Annotated in this window: 22 protein-coding genes; 7 read left to right on the forward strand and 15 right to left on the reverse strand. The window is 45.7% G+C overall.

Going from position 1 to position 24153, the window contains the following annotated elements; translation table 11 throughout:
• Positions 1-3 precede the first annotated feature (3 nt).
• Positions 4-1110, reverse strand: a complete 1107-nt coding sequence (locus tag RHEIN_RS02875; protein WP_008897467.1) for an anhydro-N-acetylmuramic acid kinase — start codon at positions 1108-1110, stop codon at positions 4-6.
• Complete coding sequence (locus RHEIN_RS02880; protein WP_008897468.1) at positions 1110-2417, reverse strand: peptidoglycan DD-metalloendopeptidase family protein; 1308 nt, start codon at positions 2415-2417, stop codon at positions 1110-1112. The genes RHEIN_RS02875 and RHEIN_RS02880 overlap by 1 nt, the downstream gene beginning before the upstream one ends.
• Positions 2418-2578: 161 nt before the next feature.
• Between RHEIN_RS02880 and tyrS the strand changes: the two genes are divergently transcribed.
• Positions 2579-3781: a tyrosine--tRNA ligase gene (gene tyrS, locus RHEIN_RS02885; RefSeq protein ID WP_008897469.1), complete on the forward strand. Its 1203-nt coding sequence runs from the start codon at positions 2579-2581 to the stop codon at positions 3779-3781.
• Positions 3782-3854: 73 nt separating this feature from the next.
• On the opposite strand, the gene RHEIN_RS02890 is transcribed toward tyrS, so the two are convergent.
• Positions 3855-4403, reverse strand: a complete 549-nt coding sequence (locus tag RHEIN_RS02890) for a MerR family transcriptional regulator (protein WP_008897470.1) — start codon at positions 4401-4403, stop codon at positions 3855-3857.
• A gap of 167 nt (positions 4404-4570) precedes the next feature.
• Here RHEIN_RS02890 and RHEIN_RS21195 point away from each other — a divergent pair, with 167 nt between their 5' ends.
• Genes RHEIN_RS21195 through RHEIN_RS02900 form a run of 3 tightly spaced genes read left to right on the forward strand, consistent with a single transcriptional unit; the run spans position 4571 to position 5616 of the window.
• Positions 4571-4786, forward strand: coding sequence for a hypothetical protein (locus RHEIN_RS21195; protein ID WP_008897471.1), 216 nt, complete (start codon positions 4571-4573; stop codon positions 4784-4786).
• Positions 4735-5421 (forward strand): SPFH domain-containing protein, encoded by a 687-nt coding sequence (locus RHEIN_RS02895; RefSeq protein WP_008897472.1) that lies wholly within the window; start codon positions 4735-4737, stop codon positions 5419-5421. The genes RHEIN_RS21195 and RHEIN_RS02895 overlap by 52 nt, the downstream gene beginning before the upstream one ends.
• 12 nt (positions 5422-5433) lie before the next feature.
• A complete protein-coding gene (locus RHEIN_RS02900) occupies positions 5434-5616 on the forward strand; it encodes an Arc family DNA-binding protein (RefSeq protein WP_008897473.1) in 183 nt (60 codons plus the stop codon).
• A 37-nt stretch (positions 5617-5653) separates the two neighbouring features.
• Here RHEIN_RS02900 and RHEIN_RS02905 read toward each other — a convergent pair whose 3' ends face one another.
• Together RHEIN_RS02905 and RHEIN_RS02910 are read right to left on the reverse strand one after the other, a co-directional pair.
• A complete protein-coding gene (locus RHEIN_RS02905; RefSeq protein ID WP_008897474.1) occupies positions 5654-6565 on the reverse strand; it encodes an AEC family transporter in 912 nt (303 codons plus the stop codon).
• Between the two features lie 59 nt (positions 6566-6624).
• Positions 6625-6984 carry a GIY-YIG nuclease family protein gene (locus tag RHEIN_RS02910; protein ID WP_008897475.1) on the reverse strand — a complete coding sequence of 120 codons (360 nt, stop codon included), beginning with the start codon at positions 6982-6984 and terminating at the stop codon, positions 6625-6627.
• 243 nt (positions 6985-7227) lie between these two features.
• Between RHEIN_RS02910 and RHEIN_RS02915 the strand changes: the two genes are divergently transcribed.
• Positions 7228-8490, forward strand: a complete 1263-nt coding sequence (locus tag RHEIN_RS02915) for a DEAD/DEAH box helicase (RefSeq protein WP_008897476.1) — start codon at positions 7228-7230, stop codon at positions 8488-8490.
• A 42-nt stretch (positions 8491-8532) separates the two neighbouring features.
• Here the strand turns inward: RHEIN_RS02915 and RHEIN_RS02920 are convergent, their stop codons facing one another.
• Both RHEIN_RS02920 and RHEIN_RS02925 read right to left on the reverse strand, forming a co-directional pair.
• Positions 8533-9054, reverse strand: coding sequence for a GNAT family N-acetyltransferase (locus RHEIN_RS02920; protein ID WP_008897477.1), 522 nt, complete (start codon positions 9052-9054; stop codon positions 8533-8535).
• Between the two features lie 12 nt (positions 9055-9066).
• Positions 9067-9345, reverse strand: coding sequence for a peptidylprolyl isomerase (locus RHEIN_RS02925; RefSeq protein ID WP_008897478.1), 279 nt, complete (start codon positions 9343-9345; stop codon positions 9067-9069).
• A gap of 292 nt (positions 9346-9637) precedes the next feature.
• Between RHEIN_RS02925 and RHEIN_RS02930 the strand changes: the two genes are divergently transcribed.
• On the forward strand, positions 9638-13384 hold the full coding sequence (locus tag RHEIN_RS02930) for a S8 family serine peptidase (RefSeq protein WP_008897479.1): 3747 nt from the start codon (positions 9638-9640) through the stop codon (positions 13382-13384).
• A gap of 472 nt (positions 13385-13856) precedes the next feature.
• Here the strand turns inward: RHEIN_RS02930 and RHEIN_RS02935 are convergent, their stop codons facing one another.
• The 5 genes from RHEIN_RS02935 to RHEIN_RS02955 form a co-directional block, all read right to left on the reverse strand.
• On the reverse strand, positions 13857-14399 hold the full coding sequence (locus RHEIN_RS02935; protein ID WP_008897480.1) for a hypothetical protein: 543 nt from the start codon (positions 14397-14399) through the stop codon (positions 13857-13859).
• An 18-nt stretch (positions 14400-14417) separates the two neighbouring features.
• Positions 14418-16712 carry a S8 family serine peptidase gene (locus tag RHEIN_RS02940; protein WP_008897481.1) on the reverse strand — a complete coding sequence of 765 codons (2295 nt, stop codon included), beginning with the start codon at positions 16710-16712 and terminating at the stop codon, positions 14418-14420.
• A 248-nt stretch (positions 16713-16960) separates the two neighbouring features.
• The gene (gene aguA, locus RHEIN_RS02945; protein ID WP_008897482.1) at positions 16961-18067 is read right to left on the reverse strand and encodes an agmatine deiminase; all 1107 of its coding nucleotides are present in this window, start codon (positions 18065-18067) and stop codon (positions 16961-16963) included.
• A 1-nt stretch (position 18068) separates the two neighbouring features.
• Entirely contained in the window at positions 18069-18959 is an 891-nt protein-coding gene (aguB, locus tag RHEIN_RS02950; RefSeq protein WP_008897483.1) for an N-carbamoylputrescine amidase, read from the reverse strand.
• A gap of 269 nt (positions 18960-19228) precedes the next feature.
• Positions 19229-19873: a peroxiredoxin-like family protein gene (locus RHEIN_RS02955; RefSeq protein WP_008897484.1), complete on the reverse strand. Its 645-nt coding sequence runs from the start codon at positions 19871-19873 to the stop codon at positions 19229-19231.
• 143 nt (positions 19874-20016) lie between these two features.
• Here RHEIN_RS02955 and RHEIN_RS02960 point away from each other — a divergent pair, with 143 nt between their 5' ends.
• A complete protein-coding gene (locus RHEIN_RS02960; RefSeq protein WP_008897485.1) occupies positions 20017-21177 on the forward strand; it encodes an FAD-dependent oxidoreductase in 1161 nt (386 codons plus the stop codon).
• A gap of 106 nt (positions 21178-21283) precedes the next feature.
• On the opposite strand, the gene RHEIN_RS02965 is transcribed toward RHEIN_RS02960, so the two are convergent.
• From RHEIN_RS02965 to RHEIN_RS02975, 3 genes are all read right to left on the reverse strand, one after another.
• Entirely contained in the window at positions 21284-21874 is a 591-nt protein-coding gene (locus RHEIN_RS02965) for a hypothetical protein (protein ID WP_008897486.1), read from the reverse strand.
• A gap of 184 nt (positions 21875-22058) precedes the next feature.
• Positions 22059-23672: a methyl-accepting chemotaxis protein gene (locus RHEIN_RS02970; RefSeq protein WP_008897487.1), complete on the reverse strand. Its 1614-nt coding sequence runs from the start codon at positions 23670-23672 to the stop codon at positions 22059-22061.
• A gap of 64 nt (positions 23673-23736) precedes the next feature.
• Positions 23737-24150, reverse strand: coding sequence for a phosphate ABC transporter substrate-binding protein (locus tag RHEIN_RS02975; RefSeq protein WP_008897488.1), 414 nt, complete (start codon positions 24148-24150; stop codon positions 23737-23739).
• Positions 24151-24153: the final 3 nt, after the last annotated feature.

The raw sequence follows: 24153 nt of genomic DNA on the forward strand, positions 1-24153 counted from the left end.
CAGCTAACAGCTAAACTCCGCGCCTAATACCACAGCTTTGCGGGCACCTGTAACTTCTGGAATATTACCCGGAATTTTGTGATCGTAAGCATAGGCCAGCCAGGCAAAAGCCATAGCTTCCACATCATCAGCTTTCACACCTAAACTAGCGGTTTGTTCTAGTTGCACTTTGGGGAATAACTGTTGTAAGTCGTCCATCAGTACCTGGTTGTAAGCACCGCCACCACAAACAAATAACTCATCTATGGCTTCATTTGCTAATGCAATTTTGATGCTTTGTGCGGTAAAGCGGGTGAGGGTGCGCTGCACATCTGCCGGGGCATAGTTTCTGTTTTGTAATTTTTGCTCTAGCCACAGATCATTAAAATACTCTCTGCCAGTGCTTTTTGGGCCTTGTAACTGAAAGTAGGGGTCTAATAAGAGATCTGCTAATAAATCCTGCCTTATGGCGCCAGAAGCCGCATACTGACCGTCTTTGTCGTATAAACCTAAGCCTTGTTGCTGGATCCAGTTATCCATCAGCCCATTGCCTGGTCCTGTATCAAAACCCCGCACTGGCTGCTTTGGTTGCAGCAAAGTAACATTGGCGATACCACCAATATTTAAAATAGCGCGATAGCTGCTGTTGGCAAAAACCGCCTTATGAAAAGCCGGGACTAAAGGCGCACCCTGACCACCATAAGCCATATCCTTACGACGAAAATCAGCAATAACGCGAATTTGTGTTTCAGCAGCAAGGCGGAACATGTCGCCAATCTGATAAGTAAAAGGAAATGCTGCGTAAGGCCGATGGCGTATGGTCTGGCCATGACAACCAATAGCGCTTATCTGTTCCGGTGCAATTTTAGCTTTTGATAATAACTGCTTCACCGCATCGGCATAAGCTAAAGCCAGTTGTTGCTCGACTAACCCCATCAATTCAAGCTCATCCGGGCCGGATTGAGCCAATCGACTAAGCTGCAGGCGTAACTGTTCAGGGAAAGGGCAAAGCAAAGAGTCAAGTAATTCGGGCTGGAGTTTTTCTTGACTGGACTGGCTAAAACGAACCAGCACCAGATCGATGCCATCGAGACTGGTGCCGGACATAATACCTATATAGAGGCTGGACATTACTCAGCAGCGGCTACTGTGATCCGCTCATGGTTTTGCATTTGTGCAATCAACTGTTTTGCTTCATTAACAAAGGCTATACGCTCTTTGGGTGACAAAGCCTGTGACTCAGGTAACTTTACAGTACGTGGATTGCGGTGTACGCCACCAACCACAAATTCATAGTGTAAGTGAGCGCCAGTCACACGACCAGTAGCTCCTAAGCGACCAATCACCTGACCCTGACGTACGTTTTCACCTTGTTTCACATCGCGTTTGGACAAATGCAGGTATTTAGTGACTATGTTGTTTTTGTGTTTAATAAACACATAGTTACCATTCACACTGTTGCGAGTAGAAGCAATGACTTTACCATCACCAGCCGCCATAATAGGAGTACCTACAGCAGCAACGTAGTCTACGCCATTATGAGGGCGAACCTTCTTTAACACTGGGTGTAAACGGCGAGGATTAAAATTGGAGCTGACGTACTGGAAAGCAACAGGGGCGCGTAAAAAGGCTTGTTTAGTGCCTTTACCGTCCGGTTTATAAAAAGCGCCGTCTTTGTGACGAACAGCCTGATACACCTGGCCCTGGTTGGTAAACTGTGCTGCCAGTATATTGCCGTTACCGACAAACTGACCATCGGCATAACGGGTTTCAAAGATCACGCTAAAACTGTCACCTGCTTTGATGTCTAAACCAAAGTCGATATCGTAGCTGAAAATATTGTTGGCTAAGGTCAGCATCTGAGCTTCAGTTAAACCTGATTCCAAACCTGCATTCCAGAAGGAACCGTTGATCACGCCGCTGACGACTTCAGTACGGGTTTCAACTTCCTTTAATAGCTCTTCGGCAGCAAATTCGCCATTGGCGGTGCGTTGCACACGTAAAGTTTTCAGGTTGTTGATTGGATAACGAAGTTCCTGCAATTTGCCCTGGTTATCTAAACCAAATTCAATTTGCTCGCCAGGAAAGATGCGGGTTAAAGTTTTGACTGGTTTACCCAGTTCCAGCACTTCCAGCATTGTGGCTTGATCTAATTTAGCTTTGCGAAAAATTGCCGACAGAATGTCGCCTTTTTTCACGTCAACTGTTACCCACTCCAGTGAGTTATCTTCGTGTGGCAGAGTTGCAAGCTGCGACGCTGCAATTTTCTCTTCCACCAAAGGAATATCAATACTGTATCTTTTTCCAACTTCCAGCTCAGAGGTTTCTGTAGTTCTGGAGGCTGAAGCTTGTTCTGACGGGATCAACAGCATAACGGCAACAATGCCGCTTAGAGCGCCGATTAATAACCGATGTTTGATAGGCAAAGAAGAAATCATAGAAAGCGCATCTCTTATTATTATCAGACAAACCAATAAAAAAATGAGCATATAACGATTTTTTGTGCGATGCCACACTTTTGTTGGTTTGATCTAAAGAAATGTTTCAGTAGAATGCAGACTTGGAATTTTACCGAATACAAAAGATGTAGGAGTAGACCATGGCTCACTGGGAGCAGGCGCTGGCTGAGATAAAACGCGGCTGCGAAGAGATTTTGTTAGAAGAAGAGCTGATTGCCAAGTTAAAGGAAGGAAAACCTTTAAAAATCAAAGCAGGTTTTGATCCAACTGCGCCAGATTTGCATTTAGGTCATACGGTTCTTATCAACAAATTACGTACCTTTCAACAGTTGGGTCATGATGTCATTTTTCTTATTGGTGACTTCACCGGCATGATTGGTGATCCAACAGGTAAAAACGTAACGCGTAAGCCGTTAACCCGCGAGGATGTGTTGGCAAACGCACAGACCTATAAAGAGCAGGTGTTTAAAATTCTTGATCCGGCAAAAACCCGTGTGGCTTTTAACTCCGAATGGATGGAAAAGTTAGGCGCGGCCGGCATGATCAAGCTTGCGGCCCGTCAGACTGTGGCCCGTATGCTGGAACGTGACGACTTCAAAAAGCGTTATGCCAATAATCAGTCTATTGCCATCCACGAGTTTTTATACCCGCTGGTGCAAGGCTGGGATTCGGTCGCGCTTGAAGCCGATATCGAAATGGGGGGGACCGATCAGCGCTTTAATCTGTTGATGGGGCGTGAGCTGCAAAAAGACGAAGGTCAGCGCCCACAAACCATTATCATGGTGCCATTGCTCGAAGGTCTGGACGGTGTGCAAAAGATGTCCAAGTCGTTGGGCAACTATATTGGTATCACTGACACGCCGTCTGAGATGTTTGGCAAAGTAATGTCGATCAGTGATGAGCTGATGTGGCGTTATTACGATTTGCTGAGTTTCCGTCCTATTGCAGATATCGCTGCATTAAAACAGCAAGCTGCTGATGGCCGTAATCCAAGAGATATCAAAATAGAACTGGCAAAAGAGATTATTGCCCGTTTCCATGACCAGGGCGCAGCTGATGCTGCTGAACAGGATTTTATCCAGCGTTTTCAGAAAAACGCTTTACCGGATGATATCCCGGAACTGACTTTAACCTTAACTGCTGACAGTATTCAGATTGCCAATCTGTTGAAAGAAGCAGGTTTGGTCGAAAGCACCTCAGAAGCTTTACGTATGATTAAGCAAGGTGCAGTCAAACTGGACGGTGAAACTAAAGTGGAGGACAGCAAAATGGAGTTTGCTAAAGGCTGTTGCCACATCTTTCAGGTGGGCAAAAGGAAATTTGCTAAAGTCAGTTTGGTTTAATCGCTGATTTAATAAACAAACCGGCTTCGATGCCGGTTTTTTTTACAATTTGATTGATGTAGCTAAAGGATTGTCAGCCAGCTTGTTGCAAACGGGCAAACAATAATTTTTGCAGTTCGGTTTTAAATTGCAGCGGCTCAAAAGGCTGGCGTAACCAAATCATTTCCGTCGTAAGTTGTGGTTGTGGATCTTCGGCAGATAATAAAGCCAGTTTGACCTTATGTTCGGTCAGTTCCTGTTGAAACAATGGCATATCAATACCTTGTTGTTCAAATGTCATTAATACCAGTTCAGGTTTTTGTTCACCCATCATCAAGAGTGCATCAACAGCGTTACGGGCTTGTTGTAGTTCAACCGGGAAATGCCACTGCTGACATAAAACCTGTAATAATTTGAAAAAATCCGCATCAAGGTTGACACAAAGTACATAGGTCAAAGGTTGCATTTTTTGTCTTTTATGGAGCAAACTCAACAGGGATTCCTGCACTATTCGTCTGTGCCCCCCCGGTGTTTTCCAGGCGCTTAATAAACCTTGTTCAACCCAAAGCTGAATAGTACGTACTGAAACACCTAAAAGTGTTGCCGCTTGCCGGGTGGAAAGAAGTTGATTTTGCTCTGACATAAAGACCTTTCTAATTTGATTGTTTTTATCATATTTATCAAATGCTCTTGTGTCAATGAAGTCGCCACTTTTTGCGGTCGATTGCATGCTTTTTATACTTATTTCCTTGCATTTATTCTAAATAAAGCTAATTTGATATTGAATTGATATCAAATTGAGGTGGGGTAATGAAAGAATATCTTGCAACAAGCCGCAGTGGCTTAATGATGTTAGCTGTGTTGCCTGCAGCTTTTGTGGTATCGGGTTTTGCTTTGCTGGCTTTGGGCGGGGCACTGAAATTGATCGCTATACTGGCGCTGATTTTAGTGGGAATAGGTTTTTTGGTTTTTATATGGTGCAACCAAATCAGTGTGCTGTGCTGCAGTTGTTTGGTCGTTATGTAGGTTCTGATTTGCGAACCGGCTTACGTTGGGCTAACCCCTTTTACAGCAAGCAAAAAGTGTCGCTGCGGGTACGAAACTTTGAAAGTGGCAAACTTAAAGTCAATGATCACAGTGGTAACCCGGTTGAAATTGCGGCTGTGGTGGTATGGAAAGTGGTAGACAGTGCTGAAGCTGTATTTGAAGTGGAAGACTATGAAAATTTTGTCAGTATTCAAAGTGAAGCTGCGTTGCGCTTTTTGGCGTCCAGTTATCCCTATGAAGCTGCAGATGACACCGATATCAGCCTGCGCAGTAATGGCCCTGAAGTCACAGATTTATTGCGGGGTGAAATTCAGGCCAGACTTGAAAAAGCCGGTGTTGAAGTACTGGAAGCTCGTATCAGTCATTTGGCTTATGCGCCGGAAATTGCCAGTGCTATGTTACAGCGGCAGCAGGCTCGCGCTGTGGTGATGGCTCGTCAGCAACTGGTGGAAGGCGCCGTAGGCATGGTTGAACTGGCACTAGCCCGTTTATCTGAAAAAAATATGGTGCAGCTGGATGAAGAACGTAAAGCCGCTATGGTCAGCAATTTATTAGTGGTGTTATGTGGTGATCATCAGGTGCAGCCTGTGATCAATACCGGTACCTTGTATTAAGCGGAGGAGCTAGTGTCAAAAAAAGCCTTTGCGTTACGTATTGATGAAACAGTGCTGCAGGCTTTGCAGCACTGGGCTGACGATGAGTTTCGCAGTGTAAATGGCCAAATAGAATATCTGCTGCGGGATGCTTTAATTCAGGCTGGGCGAATGAAAAAAAAACCTCCGACAGAGCCTGGTGCTGAACCTGATTAGCCTAAAGCTTAAAGCCGCAAAAGCCATCAGCCTCTGCTTACAGGTAAAGCTGCAGCAGCAGATACCAAAGCGGCAGGCTGATAAAACTCAGCAGTAAGCCCAACCCCACCAAAGCAGGCACTAAACGCAATGCCAGTCCGGCCCCAATAGCGATGGCGCCAGCAGACACCATAGGCGGCATAGCAGCTTCAAACACCACCACCTGCAGCAATAAAGGATCTGGGTTAAATAAGCTTAAAAATCCTAAAGCCAGCAGAGGCATTAAAAACAGTTTTACGCCCAAGGCAAAAATAAGAGGTTTTGTTTCTTTATTGTCCAGCTGTAATCTGAATTGAAAACCTACAGCAATCATAATGACCGGTACTAAAGTAGCCGCAATGCTATCCAGTATCAGGCTGAAAAATGCCGGGTAAGGCCAGGGTTTCAGTGCCAACGCCAGAGCTAAGGCGATAAAAGAAGGGAAAGTCAAAATGCGGGTAGCGATTTGGCCTGTAGTGGGTGTGGCTGCATTGGGGTTGTACCAGGCGGCTAAAATAGTGGAGTAAGTTGCCAGCGCCACAAAGGAGCCTGCCTGATCGTAAATCATGGCGAAGGGCAGGGCTTTTTCACCAAAAAAGGCCTCCACCATAGGAAAACCTAAAAAAGAGGTATTGCCCAAAGGTAAAACCACCAGCAAAGCGCCGACTGTGGTTTTTTCCCAATGCCAGAATTTACCCGCCAGAATAATTAAAGCGGCCACTATCACCAGTAACACCCAAGGGGTAATGGCTGGCAACCACAGCTGGCTGGAAAACTCTAACAATGGAATTTTCTGCAATACTAAAGCAGGCAAAGCCACAAAAAGCACAAACTGATTCAGCACTAAGCCTGTTTCCTGCGGAAACTGCGGCAACTTACGCAGCAAAGCACCAATGATCAGATAAACCAGAACTAAAGCAAAACTTTCCATCGCTACTCCTTTATATAGCCAAGTGAACTCTATCTCCCGCTGAATTCTGCATCTTGAAGTTACTTGGGTATACAGAGCAAAGTGTAATCTGAAGCGGCTTCTGTGCCTATGCGACTTTCGCCTGATAGCTGCTCCAGCCGTTGTAGTTGTTTGTCAGCTTGTTGAAGCAGCAACTCTTTGTCGCTTTTAGTCCATTGTTTCAGTTGATATTCCAGTTTGCTGGCTGAGGAGCGACAGGGCATGGGGTAACTGAAGGCTAACTGCAGCGGCCCCTTACCCTTCAGCGCCTTAGCCCCACCAGTTAATTCGCCGCTATGCTGGCGTAAACGCCGTTCAGGTTGGGTGCTAATCCCTGTGTATAAAGCGCCTGTTGCGGTGCGTACCATATAAACAAACCATAGGGTTGATACTGCAGTCATGCCTTGTCCTGTCTGTTCTGCTACACTAGCGCTGTTTTATAGCCGTCGTCCTTGAAGCTGCAGCTTTGTTGACTGCGCCATCTAGCCCCAGTCACATAGGTAAACTATGCTCTTGGGGACTTGCTGGCTTGTCGCCTCACTGCAACTCCAATGACTTAGGCTATATACCCTTTGTACCTGAAGCTGCGGCTTCATGATGCTTGGGTGTAGATGTTTGAAAGTCGCTACTTTAAAGGAAATTGCATGTCATTTGCCACGCTTGGTTTAGATCCCCGCATTCTTTCTGCTGTGACCAATCAGGGTTACCACACCCCAACCCCTATTCAACAGCAAACCATACCTGTGATCTTAGAAGGCAAAGATGTGCTTGCCGGTGCTCAGACCGGCACAGGAAAAACCGCTGCTTTTACTTTGCCCGTATTACAGTTGCTCAGTAAAAACACCACCAAAGTCAGTCATTTGCAGGTGCGCTGTTTAGTGCTGACGCCTACACGGGAACTGGCACAGCAGGTGGCCGATAGTGTCAAAGCTTATGGCGCTGATTTACCGCTAAAGTATGCGGTCTTTTACGGTGGAGTTTCTATTAACCCTCAATATGATCAGGCCAGTCGTGGTTTAGATATTCTGGTCGCCACACCGGGGCGTTTACTGGATCATTTGCATCAGGGTACTGTCAGCTTGTCAGAGCTACAAATTCTGGTACTGGATGAAGCCGATCGTATGCTGGATATGGGCTTTATTCACGATATTAAACGCATTATGGCGCGTTTGCCTAAAGAGCGGCAGACATTGTTTTTCTCTGCCACCTTCGCCAAAGAAATTAAAGAGCTGGCTGATACGTTGTTAAAGTCGCCGGTGTTGATTGAAGTCGCCAAACCTAACAGTACTGCAGATAAAATAGAGCAACTGGCATATAGAGTGGATTCACAGCGCAAACGCGAGATGTTGTCTTATCTGATTGGTTCTCGGCAGTGGAAACAGGTGTTGATTTTCAGCCGTACTAAACATGGCGCCGACCGTTTAGCTAAACAGTTGCGGCTGGATGGCATTGAAGCTGGTGCTATTCATGGTGATAAAAGCCAGGGCGCCCGCACCAAAGCGCTTGATGACTTTAAAAACAACAGATTAAGTGTGTTGGTGGCCACTGACATTGCAGCCCGCGGTTTGGATATTGAAGAGCTGCCAATAGTCGTTAACTACGACTTGCCACAGGTGGCTGAGGATTATGTGCACCGTATCGGCCGAACTGGCCGGGCTGGAAATTCAGGTTTGGCCTTAAGCTTAATCACGCCAGATGATCTGGTGATGCTGCAAGCTATAGAAAAAGTAACTAAACAAGTGATCGCACAGCAGGTTTTACCTGGGTACGAACATGACCCAAAAATGAATCACAGCAGCAAAAAAGCAGATGCAGAAGAAGAACGGGTACAAAAAGTGGCAAGCCGCAATAAACAGCTGGCAAAAGAAAAAGCCAAGTTACGGTCGCAACTGACAGGGAAAAAATAAAACAGCCAGAACGGACGGATTAAACAGAGGGGATAAGCCCTCTTATCCGTCCGTCGGGTCAGTTGGCGTTTTTAACGTCAATTGATAAAAAGCCAGATCTAACCAGCGGCCAAATTTAAAGCCTGCCTGAGTAATAGTACCGCTGTGGCGAAAGCCATGTTTGGTATGCAAAGCAATACTGGCGTCGTTTGCTGCGTCTATACCACCAATCAGCAGGTGATAATTCTCCAACTGAGCCTGCTCTATGATTTTCTGCAGTACCAAAGCACCATACCCTTTGCCTTGCTGCTCAGGTGCCACATAAACCGAATGCTCTACTGAATATTTAAAAGCAGGAAACGCTCTGAAGGTGCCATAACTACCAAAAGCCACCAGTTGATCCAGTTCATTCAATAAACCCAGCACCGGAAAGTTAGCTGCTGTTTTGTTAGCAAACCATTGTTGCATAGTCTCCATAGTGCGGGGGTTGTATTCATACAAAGCAGTGGTATTCAAAATGGCATGGTTAAAAATAGTCAGAATGGCTTCGGCATGTTCTTCATAACTACAGTGAACAAAACGCATCAGGTTCTCCGGTTAGCTTCTGTACAGGGTTTTAATCAGATGATAACCAAACTGAGTTTTGATGGGGCCATGCACTTCCAGTACAGCTTTCTTAAACACCACTTCATCAAAAGCCCTGACCATCTGGCCCGGTTTGAACTCACCTAAATCGCCGCCTTTTTTGCCAGAAGGGCAAAGTGAATGCTTTTTAGCTAAATCATGAAAACTGGCACCTTTGGCCAGTAGTTGTTTTAATTTTTCTGCTTCTGCAGCAGTTTTTACCAAAATATGGCAGGCGCAGGCTTTGGCCATGGTGCGTATCCAGTCTGAACTACATTGTAGTGGTAGTTTAAAGCAGCGGGGGCTGCATTGCCCAGATGATATAGAGTTTTCTGAGTAATTTGATCAGCACGAATAAATATCCAACTTAAAGTTTGCTCCCCTGTAAATTAGTGCTAACACCGATGCAAAAGCGTGTGACATTGGTGTGTTGATGTGTTAATAAATGTAATTGAGGTGCGCGTGATAACGGTCAAAGAACTGACGTGCATCGAAAACAATAAGATGGTCCAGAGAAATACATAACATCCTAAACGGAGAATACATGAAACATATTGGAAAAACAGCGCTAGCTTCAGCTGTAGGCTTGGCATTATCTTGTGGCGCTACAGCTGCAACATTAGAACAATATAAAATGGGTACGCAGTCAGTTAAAGATTTATTAGCTGGCAAAGAAGCAAAAGGGTCTGTAGTAAAAGATCAAGAACAAGGTATCCCGTCTTCTTATTACGTCGTTTTAAAACAAGCAGGTTTGCAGGATGTAAGAAGCTCTGATTCTGCGTCCATCCGGGCTGCCTCAGCAAGTATTGCTGATTCTGTACAAGCAGTGACTTCAGCTTTATTAACTTTAGATCGTGACGCGCAGGTATTGGCAACTACAAAAAACCTGGCATCAGGTTTGGTAGTTCGTGCATCAGCTGATGCTCTGCAAAAACTGCAGGCAAATCCGGCTGTTGCTTCTATTTACCCTGTTTACGACAGCAAACCAATGGCTGCAGACAGCGCTGTTTATATGAAAGCAGATGCAGTAGTCAAAGCTGGTATTGCTTCAGGTAAAGGCATCACAGTTGCAGTATTGGATACGGGTATAGATTACACCCACAAATCCATGGGGGGCGCCGGTACAGTAGAAGCTTATAATGCTGTCGATCAGCGTGCTCAGCCAACCTGGCCTCAGGGTAAAGTCTTGGGTGGTTACGACTTCGTAAACAATGATCCAAACCCTATTGATCCTCGTAACGCAGGCCACGGTACTTTTGTCGCCAGTTCAGTCAGTGCTATTGCTCCTGATGTCGATTTTTATGGTTATACCGTTTGTACTGCAACTTGCCCTGGTGCTGCTCAGATTGGTGCTTTAGATGCTGCCTTAGATCCAAATGGTGATGGTGATATTTCTGACCGTGTTGATGTGATCAATATGTCCTTAGGCAGTGACGTTGGTACCACAAATGCCACCAGCGGTACTCAGTTTTTAATTCAAAAAGCTGCTACTCTGGGCATCAATATGGTGATCTCAGCCGGCAATGATGGCCCGAACCCATTTATTGTTGGTGGTCCAAGCACGACTCCAAATGCCTTATCTGTTGGTGCTATGACGCATCCTACCGGATCTTCGGTTATTTTTGAGGCGAACGATGTTGCCGGCAAAGAAATAGACATGGTCCCTTCTGGATTTAACAAAGTCAGTGAGTTTAGTTTTAACAGCACGGCTAACCCATTGGTTTTTGTGTCAACCAACGCTCAGGGCTGTACTGCTTTTGCTGCTGGTTCGTTAACCGGAAAAACAGTGTTAATCGACCGTGGCACCTGTAACTTCACTGCTAAAGTGATCAATGCTCAAAATGCCGGTGCAGCTTTTGTAATTATTGCCAATAACGCGGCTGGTTTAGGCCCGGTGAATGCCGGTGGTTCAGACCCTGCCGTTGCTATTCCGTCTGTTGGTATTTCAAAAGAAGATGGCGATGCAATCAAAGCTGCGTTGGCCAGCGGTGATGTGGCCTACAGCATAGTTGCTAAATCAATCAGCTCTGCGGGTGGTTTGGCGACATTCACTTCACGTGGTCCTTCTATTGAAGGTTTATTAAAACCAGAAATTACTGCTCCAGGCACAAATATCGTGATGGCCGCTGTTGGTACTGGTGATAAAACCGCCTTAAACTCTGGTACTTCATTTTCCGGCCCTATGACGGCTGGTGCTGCCGCTTTATTACGTGAAGCTATGCCAAACCGTACAGCTCAGGAAGTGAAAGCTACCCTGATGAATACTGCGGATATGGAAGTTTATACTCTGCCAAAAGCTCACCCTGATACTGAATTAGCACCTATCTCTGCTATGGGTGCTGGTCTGGTGAACGTTGAGAAAGCAGTCAATCTGCCTGTTGCGGCCTGGGTTGAAGATTCGAAATTTAATACTGCTCAGGCAGCTTTATCTTTTGGTCTGAATACTCTGACTGAAACTACAACTCTGACAAAAACTGTGACGCTGAAAAACTTTGGTACAGAGCCAAAAACCTACAGTCTGAGCATTCAGGATCGTTTTGCCGCTGATACAGAAACCGGAGCTTTAAGCTGGGTTATTCCAGAAACTGTGACTGTAGCGCCTGGTCAATCGACTAAGTTTGATGTAAAAGTGACCATTGATCCTACGAAGTTGCCTGAGTGGGAATTAGCGAACACCTCTGAATTAACAGAGAAAAACGCTCAGTTGACGACAGTTGAATACGATGGTGCCTTAATTTTTAATGATGCAACCACTGAAGCCGCCAACGATTTACACTTGGTTTATCATATTCTGCCAAGAGCTAATGCCGCTCTGGAATTAAGCAGCAGATTTGTTGGTGATACATCAGTAAAAGTAGTGAAAAACGTGGGTGCTGTAGAAGCAGATGTTTTTGCGACTCAACTGGTTGGAACTTCTGAAAAAGATGAAAGTATTGCTTACGATTTACGTGCAGCTTCTCTTGATGTGGTTCAGGTCCCAACAGCTTACTGTACTTCGGGTTTATTGTTAGCTCCTACTTTAACCTTGGAAAATGGCTTGAGTCATCTTCAGCAAGTGAACGTGGGTGTGGATTTAGATATTGATAATGATGGTGAATACGACCATCAACTGAACAGCTTATTACTGACTCGCTTGGGGGCTAACTATGCAGCTTTCCCTGCAGTGATGGGTACTTTTGTCACACCATACGGTGCCTACAGTGGCTCTGTTATGGATCTGTTCCACTCTGTAGGTCAGCGCAGCGTTACCTTATCAGCTTGTTTTGAAGATATTGGTTTATCTGCTGCTGATTTAGGTCGTACTATAGGAACACGTTACCGTACTATTAATGATGGTAATGCTATTGGCGCAGACTGGGGTCCTGAACTGGATGATTCTATTGAAGCGAACGCCAGATTGGTTTCTGCTCCAACTGTGACTTTAACCTCGCTGAGTGCGGACGTTGTGCCTGCTTCTGATGGCGCATCACCATCTGCTGTAGGTGACAAAGTAGAGAGTCTGGCGCCGGGTGAGGAAGCCCGTATTGAGATTGATGGTGCCAGTGGTGCTGGTGTAGTCTTGTTGTCTGCTGTAGGTGATGTGGCTTTTGCTGCTGAGACTCCATCTGCAACTACTGCTCCTGTGATGGCCGAAACTGTTGAATACAGTATTGACGAAAACAGCGTTGCAGGCACTGTGTTAGGCCAACTGACGGCTGAAACCGGTTTATTGGATCCGGCCGTTGCTGAGTTCCTGGTTGCAGGCGCCTCAAGTCTGGCGTTTTCGGTATCTAAAAATGGTACCGTCACAGTGGCTGATGCTTCCTTGCTGGATTACGAAGCGGGTTTCACCAGTGCTCAACTCTCTGTTGTGGCAGTGAACCAGGCGGGCAATATCTCTGCACCTGCTACTGTAAATATCGCAGTGGCTAACTTGCCAGATGCACCACCTGTCATTACTGCTTCAGCAACTGCTGCGACCATAGTGGCAACTGTAGCTACCGCAGGTACTCAGGTTGGTAATGTAGCTGTGACTATTAACGAAGCAGAGGCGACTCTGGATAAAGTGACTGTGACACCAGCTCTGTTTACTTATGCTGATGGTAAGGTCAATCTGGCACGGGTCCCTACCTGGGATGAAGCTGGCACAGTCGCTGTGACTGTAGTTGCTACAGACAGTGCGGGTTTAACCTCCAACACAGCTACTTTTAATGTAACAGTTGCTCCGGCACCTAAAAAATCAAGTGGTAGTTTCGGTTGGTTATCGCTGATGTTATTACCTCTGGCTTTCTTACGTCGTCGTCGTAACTAACAAAGGTTCAGCCTTCGCTTGATAGCAGCTGTTTATCGGAAATATAAGTTCGATAAGTAGTGTTCAGAAGGATGAAAACAAAAAGCCTGCGGCAGAGATGTCGCAGGCTTTTTTTACTCTAATCATTACAGACTCAGCTTCTCTCTCGCTTTGTTATACCGCAATAAACTGAACATGAGTCTATTGCTTTCATCAGTCTTGAATGATCACCGACCAGATGCGGATCTTTGTGACAGTGCATCAATACAGTATCACTGGATACTCAGTCTTATCTGGTATGGTATTGCTGCCGGTGGCCTTGCTGCTTTGCTAAATATGCGCTCGTTTCATGGAACGAGATAAAAGGCAGGGGTATGGCGCTGGGGCAACACAAAGAGTCTGGCGGGTGACACTGAAATGATATAAAAAAATGCCAGTCAGCTGAGCTGACTGGCATTCATATTTAGAAATTTGCTGTAGCTTAAAGCATAAATTAGTTTGGTTTATTCAGCTTTTCAACTACATCCAAACGAGCTTCTTTTACCAGACCTGATTTGCGGATTGAGTCCACTAATTCAGTCAGATTTGCACCAGCAGGAGCCTGCATAATGGCAATTTTGTCACCAACGGCTTTGACCAGTTTTAATCCAAAGTCTTGTTGTAAGCTTTGCAGTGCAGCTGTATCACTTGCCAATATGGACAAACGGCCAGTGACAACTCCAAGTTCACCTGTCAGTAAGTTTCTTACCACAGCATCAGTTTTCACTGTACCCTCTGTATTCACGACAGTTTGCTTTACTAAAGCGCGACCAGATAATGTGCCATTAGAGGTATCTGCTGCAAGACTAGCCGGAGCTAAGGCTAACTCAGGTACTAATTTGTAAACACCAAAGTCAGCATTTCCAACTTTTTTCGCTTTCACTACTTCAGCTTTTGCCGGGATTAGTTTTTTCAACTCTGGTGAAACTTCTGTAGCCTGAGCACAAGCCATAGTTCCAATAGTAGCCAGAGCAACTAAGGTTAATTTCAATTTCATAACTCTGTACTTCCTCTATTAATGGCCAAATACACGAATAGCTACACCTTCGACAACTGAAGGTTGAGCGTTGTTGGCATAACCATCAACACCAAAAAAACCACCTGTAGACGGGTAATTTGAGCCGTTAGCATCCAGTACTTTTACAGTCCAGGTACCCTGAGCGTTTTCGCCATAGAAAGCGTTGGTCAGGAAGACTGAATCATTCAGAATATAACCAGGCTGGAAGAAGAAATCTTCTGTCAGAGCCGGAATAGTCAAGGCTTGCTTAGAGGATAACAATACGCTCTTCGTGCCAGCAGGTGATGTCACTTCAATAGCTAAGTCAATACCAGCTGTAGTCTGGAAATAACCATCTACTGTCATGAAACCGTAGGCCATATCAGGGTTAGATACTGAAAACTTCAGCTGAGCACCTTCAAGCACCATTTCGTCAGACACTTCAAGAGTCACTGTAGCGCCAGTGGCACTGTTATCCGGTACAGCTAAAGCCAATGACGTTGGTGTTTCAGTGTCAGCATAAGAACCTACGCCTACCCACTCTGAAATCACTTCTTCACCTAAATCAGCGGTGTAGTTTTTTGCCATGGCTACAGCAGCACCCGCATCAACACGGCCAAAACCGTACAGGTTGTTGAAGTTAAAGCCTGCAGCGTTTTCTACCCAGCCCTGGTGAGCCAGGAATTCACCATTGGATAATTCCAGTGCTACAGGTGCATTGTCTGGATCAACCATAGTGCTGGTAGAGACCAGAATGTGGCGAATATCACGGTAGCTCAGCTCTGGGTTCGCAGAGGCAATCAGCGCTACTACACCTGAAGCATTTGGAGCAGCTGATGAAGTACCATTGAAGGTTGAAGTGTAGTTACAGCTGGCGTTTTCAGGATGGCCCGGGTTGTTGAATGGGTAAAACCCTTCAAAGAAGCCTGGGAAATAGTTATTATCAAAAAGCTCAGCTCTGGCAAAACTACTGTAACCACGCAAACACGTCATTTGGTCAGTTGTTACCATAGCAGGAGCGAAGTCACCATATTCACCAGATGGTGCAGACACTAACAAGTTGGCACCTGCAGTGGAGTAGCTGGTGTGTTTGCCGTCACTGTTTACTGCGCCAACGCTGAAGTAATAAGGAGTCGCCTGAGAAGGTTCAAAGTTACCGTTGTAACAGGTTAAACCTAAATCATTGGCGCCGTTTACTTCGCATAAGTCGTTATCAAAGCCGACACTTCCGTCAAGGAAGCTGTTGCCGCTGGACTTCATATTGACAGCGCCTAAACCTGAGCGTAGCTCCGTAGCACTGTATTGTTGTACTTCTTCATCAAACTCAGAATAAGCTATTGCAGCAGGAATGGTGATGCCATAGCTGCGGTTAAATACAGCTACAGGTTCAGAAGCCGTAATACCACTGCCCGGAGCACCATGGCTTAATACATAAGCGACGTTGCTTTGCTCTTCCAGATAGTTCATGCCTATCAGTTGAGCATCAGGTGCAACACCACGACCACCTAAACCATTCCAGCCTTCAGCTGCGATCAAACCAGCAACACTGGTACCATGGTCGCCGGTGGCGTTCATACTGGTTGGGTTTGTTGGATCCGCAACACCAGGTACAAAGTTCAGTGAGCGATTAGGTATTACATTGTTTTTCAGGTCTTCATGACCGATTTCTAAACCTGAGTCCACGACAACAGCAATAGTGTTGCGGCCAGTGGCGCCAGCTGCATAGGCCGCAGCTACGTTGACATCTTCACCCTCAACCAGAATATCAGGGTTTTTACGGGATTCGACTATAGCCGCGGCATCTTCTTCCGGCAGTCCTATTAAGTCGGTTAACAAGGTAAAGTAAGTCTCATACAATGAATCGCTCATTGAGTAGGCTTTTTGTCCGGTATTTTTTAAGTGCCATTGTTGGTAAGCCAATGGATCAGTGCCTGCACCAGCTATGGTGACAGTTGCAGTAGCTGATGCTTCACCATCAGATACAGTATAAGAAAATACTTGTTCGCCGGGGGCAGTTGGAGTGAATACAAAATTCAGACCTGTGACAGCTAAAGTACCTTTACTCAGTGTGTAAATACCACCAACTGAGGGCACTGCAGCACCATTTTCAGAGATAGCAGTCAGGCTTAATGGATCCTGGTTTGCATCACTAGCTGCAAAAGCACCTGATACCGGAACCCATTCTCTTACTTCGACGTTAGTTAGTGAGACATTTGTTGCTTGTGGAGCAACGTTTTTTTTCCCATCACCACCACAGGCTGCAAGAGCAACCAGCACAGCAACGGATAAAGCAGAATATTTTAGCTTAGACATTGTGTTGTTCTCTGTTCCATGATTTCAAGTTTTTGTTAGAAGCTTACCGATTTGGATGTGCGCACATCCAAAACCAATCGCGTTTCCATCCTAACATGTTAATAAATTGGAACTCTAGTGATTTGTTTGTGTTTTTTGAGGGGTTAACATCTATGATTTGTAAGGTTTTTTGTAGTGGTTTGTTTTTTTTGTATGTTTTTCACAAAAAAAAACGGAGCTCTTGGCTCCGTTTGAGAAACGAATGTAAATCAGCTTGGCTGCTGCTGAGTTATGCAGTGCACATTACCGCCACCTAATAAAATTTCCCTTCCAGGTACAGTGACCACCTGATGTTTTGGAAAGACTTTACTCAGGATCTCTATCGCCACCTGATCGTTGGCATCGTCAAACACCGGAACCACCAAACCCCCATTGCATAAATAGAAGTTGATGTAAGAACCAGCTAAACGGGCTTCAGATTCACGAGGTACAGCAGCTCCTGTTAAATCCACTGTGGCATATTCGTCTGCTTTGGCCAGCATAGGGGCAGGCACAGGCAGTTTATGTACTGTGAATTTGCGGCCTTTGGCGTCTGTGCTGTTTTCCAGCACTTCTAAAGCGGCGCGTGAACGTTCGTACTGTGGGTCGTTTTTATCGTCAGTCCAGGCCAGCAAAACTTCGGCAGGGCCAACAAAACAGCACATATTATCGACGTGACCATCGGTTTCGTCGTTAAAAATGCCTTCTTTGAGCCAAATGACTTTATCTATACTTAAATAATCCGACAGCATCTGCTCGATTTGTTCGCGGGATAAATCCGGGTTGCGATTTTTATTCAACAAACATTCTTCAGTGGTCAGTAAAGTACCTTCGCCATCGACATGAATAGCACCGCCTTCCAGCACAAAACCTTCAGTGCGATAACGTGGCGTACCTTCGATATTGGCAATCTTTTGCGCGACCTGATCGTCTCTGTGCCATGGGAAATACAAACCGCCGTTTAAACCACCCCAGGCATTAAAGGTCCAATCCACTGCACGTACTTCTTTTCCATTGGTCACAAAAGTAGGGCCGGTGTCACGGCACCATGCGTCATCCGTTGAGGTTTCAACCACACGTATTGGATAGGTCGTGGCTTCTAAAGACAACTGCGCTTGTGCGTTGGCAAACTGAGCTGCAGAAGCCAATACTGTGACAGGCTCAAAACGGGCAATGGCACGGATGACAGCACAAAAAGCGTTTTGAGCTGGCTTAGCGCCTAAACGCCAGTTATCGGTACGTTCTGGCCATACCATCCAGGTTTGTTTATGCGTTACCCATTCGGCTGGCATAAAAAAACCATCGGCACGAGGCGTACTATTTAATGTAACAGCCATCTTAGTTGTTACCTTCAGTAGGTGTGGTTTTGCCGTCTTTCGTTAACAGGGCACCGTATAAATCGATACGACGGTCACGGTACACGCCCCAGTTGCGACGGTTTTTCGCAGTTTCGTCCAAATCGAAGGTATGGACTAACACAGCTTCGCTGACTTCGTCTGCTTCTTCTACCTTGGCACCAAACTCGTTGGCAATAAAAGAACTGCCGTAGAAGGTAATAGCAAAGTCGTCTTCGGTTTCACGACCAATGCGGTTCGATGCAATGAGTGGAACCAGGTTGGCAGCTGCGTGGCCTTGTTGAGTGCGTTGCCAGTGTTCACGTGAATTCACTGTTTCATCATGAGGTTCAGTGCCAATAGCTGTAGGGTAGAACAGCAGTTCTGCGCCCATTAATGCCATGCTGCGGGCACATTCAGGGAACCACTGATCCCAACAAATACCTATACCAATTTTGGCATAAGCTGTATCCCAAACTTTAAAGCCAGTGTCACCCGGAGTGAAATAGAATTTTTCGCTGTAACCAGGGCCATCAGGGATATGGCTCTTGCGGTATAAACCTAAGTTGCTGCCATCTGCGTCAATCACGGCCACTGTGTTGTAGAAGCAGTTGCCGGATTTTTCATAAAAGCTGATAGGCAGAACCACATTCAGCTCTTTAGCAATTTTGCTGAAATGGGCAATAGCCGGATTATCTTCCACAGAAGTGGCGAACTCTAAATATTCATACTTTTGTTTCTGGCAGAAGTAGTTACGTTCAAACAATTCCTGCAACAGGATAATTTGTGCACCCTGAGCTGCTGCATCACGGACTAAGCGCTCACCACGGGCAATATTTTCGTCAACATTCCAGCCACCAATCATTTGGGTGGCAGCCACAGTTACCTTACGCATGCTAAGTCTCCTCAAGCCAGGGGTTACAATTCAAAATAGAATTCAAAACAGAATTCGGATTTAAAGATGCAGCTACTCTAGTCAGTTTTGCCCTCAAGGGCAACAAACAGAGGCAATCAAAAGCCTGGGCTGCAAGGGCGCGCAAAATGCCGTATTTTTACGCTGTCGTCAATGAGTTTCAGGCTGTTCAGCTGCAGTTTCAGGGCAGTTCGGGCTGCCCTGAATTAACTATGGATTAATATGCAAAAATACCGGGTTTTTAGTGAATGTTATTCCTTTGGCTCTTTTGCTAAACGCGCTGCTAACAGCAGCAGTTCAGGCTGCAACCTGACTTTGTAATTAATATGCTGATAACTGTATTGCACTAAGCCGTCTTTGTTCATGATAAAAACCGCAGGCACAGGCAATACTACTTTGCCGCTGCTTGTTTCTTTATTCAGATTCAGTTTGTAAGTGTTTAAATAGGTGGCACTGGTTTTTTCATCCAGATAATAAGCTACACCAAAAGCTGAGCTTAAATTGAACTGACTATCCGATAGCAGGGTATAAGTAATAGCTGCATCTTTGGTGTCTTTTAAACTGGCCTGAACTGCCGCTGGGCTGTCTGGTGTAACTGCAATCAACTGATAACCCAAAGCTTTGAGTTTAGGTTCAATGTCACGTAAAGCGGCCAGTTGCAGGTTGCAATAAGGGCACCAACCGCCGCGGTAAAACACCAGCACTGTGTCTTGCTGTTTTAAAACTGAATTCAGTTCTACGGTTTTACCTGTGGCATCCTGCAGGCTAACCTTTGGTGCTGTCATACCGTTTAATAAGGGCTTAATATCTTCAGGGCTTTGGGCAATACGGGGTTCTGCTAACAGGTTAAAACTAAAGAGGCAGATAGTAAGTAACAGCATATGCTTCATTTTCATTTTGGTTTTTCCTTAAGTGATATGAGCTTATATACCGGAATTGTCTGAAAAATCTTTCAGTGTGCGGCGAATAATTACTGATATAGCGCAAAAAAAAGATCTCAAAGCAGGGTAGAATGCGCTGAAGTCAGTGGGAGGTTTCTGTGCTGGATATATTAATTGTAGGTGGTGGTATGGTGGGCGCTTCAGTGGCGCTGAAGTTAAGCCGTGCCGGTTTACAAGTGGGCTTAATTGAAAAACAGTCTGTCTCAGCTTATGACCCACAAAGTACTGTTGATCTTCGTGTATCCGCTATTAACAGACGCAGCGAACAGTGGCTGACCGACTTAGGCGCCTGGTCTTTATTACAACAATGGCGTTTATGCCCGTATAAACGTTTACAGGCTTTTGAAGGCGAACAGGCAGGACTCACTTTTCATGCCGATGAAGTGGCACTGACGCATCTGGGCCATATTATTGAAAACAACCTGATCCAGCAGGCGCTGTGGGCCAAGTTTTCTGCCAACTTGCAACTGTTTTGCCCTGCCACTGTGACTGGTTTTGAGCAGCAAGCTGACTATGCCAGTGTCACCACAGCAGAATTTGGTGAGCTAAAAGCCAAACTGGTGATAGCCGCAGATGGTGGCCAATCGCAATTACGCCAGTTGGCACAGATTGCTGTATCAGGCTGGCAGTATCAGCAAAGCTGTTTAGTGGTTACAGTCAACACAGAATACGATCAGCAGGACATCACCTGGCAGCAGTTTCATGAATCAGGGCCGCGGGCTTTTTTACCTTTACCAGGCAAGCAAGGCTCCCTGGTTTGGTACGACCATCATCATAAAATTAAACAGCTGGCGGCTTTATCTAAAACTGCTTTGGCTGAGCAAATTCAGCAGGCTTTTCCGGCTAAGCTTGGCAAAATTACGGTGGAGCAAGTGGCCAGTTTTCCTTTAGCCAGGGTCCATGCAAAGGACTATGTCAAAGGCAGGCTGGTGCTGGTAGGTGATGCGGCTCACAGTATTAATCCGCTGGCAGGTCAGGGCGTGAATTTGGGTTTTGCTGATGCTATGCTGCTCTGCGAACTACTGGAGCGCTCTTTTACGCAAGGCCATGATTTGGCGGATTTTGAATGGTTAAAGCAATACCAAAGCACACGCCAGCGTGAAAATGCGCTGATGATGGCAGCTATGGACCTGTTTTATCAAAGCTTTAGCAGCAGCTTGCCCCCAGTGCGTTTTGTACGCCAGTTGGGGTTAGCAGTAGCAGAAAAGGCCGGTCCGCTCAAACACTGGGTCAGCCGGTATGCTGTGGGTATCACTTAAAAGAGCGACAGTTGCTGAACCGAAGATCAAAGGAGTTGCTCCGGTCCACTGTAGTCACAATTGCATATATCTGAGTTGCAACCCAAAAAAATTGTCCCGGTATCCACTAAAAGGCTTCAAGGTTAACTACAGCCGCGGCAGTGCGTTCAGCAGCGGTTTTTTCGTCAACAAACAACATCAGCTTAAACTCACCATTGATAGACGAAAATCTGATTTGCAGATGCAACCTGTTGTTATCAGGTTGAGGGGAGGGTTGAAAATCCAGGATCAGATTGGAATGTGCCAGATGGCTTTGTCTGTAGCCTGCAGCCAGCTCTGGAGCTGTTTGCATCACTTGATCCAACAAAGCCAATTGTTGTTCTATGGTCTGAGTGGTATCCGGCGATGCTTCGGATGAAACCCAGGCCAGAGTGCCAAAAGCTGTGATGAATTGTTGCTGCAAAGCAGAGAATTTTCGTCTGAGCTCTGTATAGTCTGTACCCTGATAATAAGTCAGCAACACAGCTTGCAGTTTATCTTCCGCCCACTGTGTTTCTACTGTGGCTTGTGCTTCAAACAGGGTCAGGCTGGTTTTGGCCAGAACTTCATCTTTTAGCTCAGCTTTTGTACTGCCCAACACAAAATCAGGCAGCTGAAAATCGGCAGCTATTAAAGAGGAACTGAACAAAGTAATGACAAGAAAAGAAAAAATACGCATAGCGATGACCCAACCTGCTTGTTGCTACCATGGCTATAAGATAGCAGCAATAAGGGCATAGACTAAATAATTTATTTTATTCAATGGCTTGTAGTGAAAAATTTGTTTTGTGTAAAACAACACCCGTCCCTGGGTTTTGTACGCTTCGTTTTTTAGTAACAGAGTTCTAAATTCGTTGAGTGTCTTACTCTCTGAACTTAGACGATACCGTATTTAATTCCTGAGCCAGGCCACGCAGCTGATCAGATATATCTGCCACAGTGTGTTGTACCTGAATAGTCCGGCTGAAAGAGTCAGCCATTTGATGGGTATTGTCCAGTACCAGGCTGGCTACCATGGTTTGTTCTTCAGTGGCTGTGGCAATTTGGGCATTGACCATATTAATTTTGTCAATTTCCTGATTGATCAGTTCGATAGAACTGCCTGCTTCAGCCGTCAGCACAGCACTGTGATTGGCTTTATTTACGGCCTGGTCCATCAGGCGTACTGCGCTGTCGACGTTTTGTGTCAGTTTGCCAAGCAGATCGCGGATAGTGGTGACTGACGACGCTGTGCGCGACGACAATAAACGAACTTCATCTGCAACCACCGCAAAACCACGACCTTGTTCGCCAGCACGCGCAGCTTCAATAGCTGCGTTTAAGGCCAGTAAGTTGGTTTGGTCAGCAATATCATTGATACTTTTTAAAATACCACCCACTTCCTGAGTTTGTTTGGCCAGCTCTGTGATCACGGCGCTGGTGTGCGCTATTTCACCGGCTAAATCTTTAGAGGCCTGCACTGAAGATGTGGTTTTTTCATACCCCAGCTTGGCTAAACGGCTTGCATCGTTAGCACTGCCGGAAGCTGCATTGGCCGACTGGCTGATGTCCTTGACGCTGCTTTGCATTTCTTCCATTGAATGTGACACAGTGTCGGCATCATTTTTTTGCTGACCCGTCATGCCATCCAGCTCTTGCATGCCTTTGGCCAAAGCATCGGCTGTGCGGCTGACCGGATCCACTAACTGGGCAATGGCAACAAAAGAGCTTTGCAGCAACGAGATAAATTCGTTGAAGTTGCGGGCCACAGCGCCAAATTCATCTTCAGAGTCGATAGAAAGACGGCTGGATAATGAGCCTTTACCTGAGGCTAACACCTGTAAAGAACTGGCCAGACTATGGGCTGTTTTACTGATATTTCTGCCTATCACATGGCCAACAACTGCCATTATAATCAATAAGATAGTGCCGCATAATACGATAATTAACACTGAGCGTTCAGATGAAGCCGACATATCCACCAGAATTTGCTGGAAGCTGTCATCGGTTTGTTTTTCGTAGGCAACAAAACCACTTTTTGCCGTTTCATACAAGGTGGTTTTGTTTTGAATAATGCTTTGTGCTGCTCCCATATCCAAAGTGCCGTCAATCATGGACTGAGCTATTTCAGCAGCTGCTTTGGCATAAGCACTAAAATTCTGCTCCAGAGTTTCCAACTGTCTCAGGTTGGCAGTGTCCAGTTGTTTTAGCTTGGTCAGATGAGCGACCACCCGCTCTTGTGTGGTTTTAGCTGTACTCAGAATGTCAGGGTCTGACAACGAAACTGACTGAGTAAAAAATTCTTCCACCGCATTAAACTCAACCACCATTCTGGAGGCTAATTTGGAGCTGTCATACATTTTGTCTTTAATCAGCACAATGCTGTCGGCATTACGGGCTGTAAAGTAAATAGATGAAGTCAGTACTATTAAAAAAGCTAAGATTGCGATAGCAATAATAAGCCAGATTTTTTTTAATAAACTCAGGTATTTCAGCATAAGTAGTATCCAGAATATGGCTTACAACAAAGGCAGGTGATGCAATCACCTGCCTGGACAACCTTTAGTTCAGCGTTAAGGCCACTTTGACACTGTCAGTCACAGCGCCTGCACTGACATAACCAATAGCCGCAGGATTTTTGGCTACTGCATCCAACACTTCCTGTTCAGACGCCATTTCTTTGGGTGGCGTTCCTTTCCCTGTAAATATCAGTTTAGACCAATAGGCTTTCATTTGGCTGGAAGAACGGCCCAAAGCTTTTTGATCAAAATCAGCCCGAATTGCAACAGCTTCGGCCAGATTAACAGGTTCAGCGGCTTTGCCATCGGTAAAACTTTTGGCGCGACCAGTAAATAGTTTATTAATATCATCCTGCGACAAGGTGGCCGCATTGGATGGGTGAACTATCACTGCAACATTGGCAAAAGTCATAAAACTTACAGCCAGCGCCGGAATTAAGATTAATTTTTTTAACATGAT

This window comes from Rheinheimera sp. A13L (genome assembly GCF_000217935.1).
Lineage (GTDB): Bacteria > Pseudomonadota > Gammaproteobacteria > Enterobacterales > Alteromonadaceae > Pararheinheimera.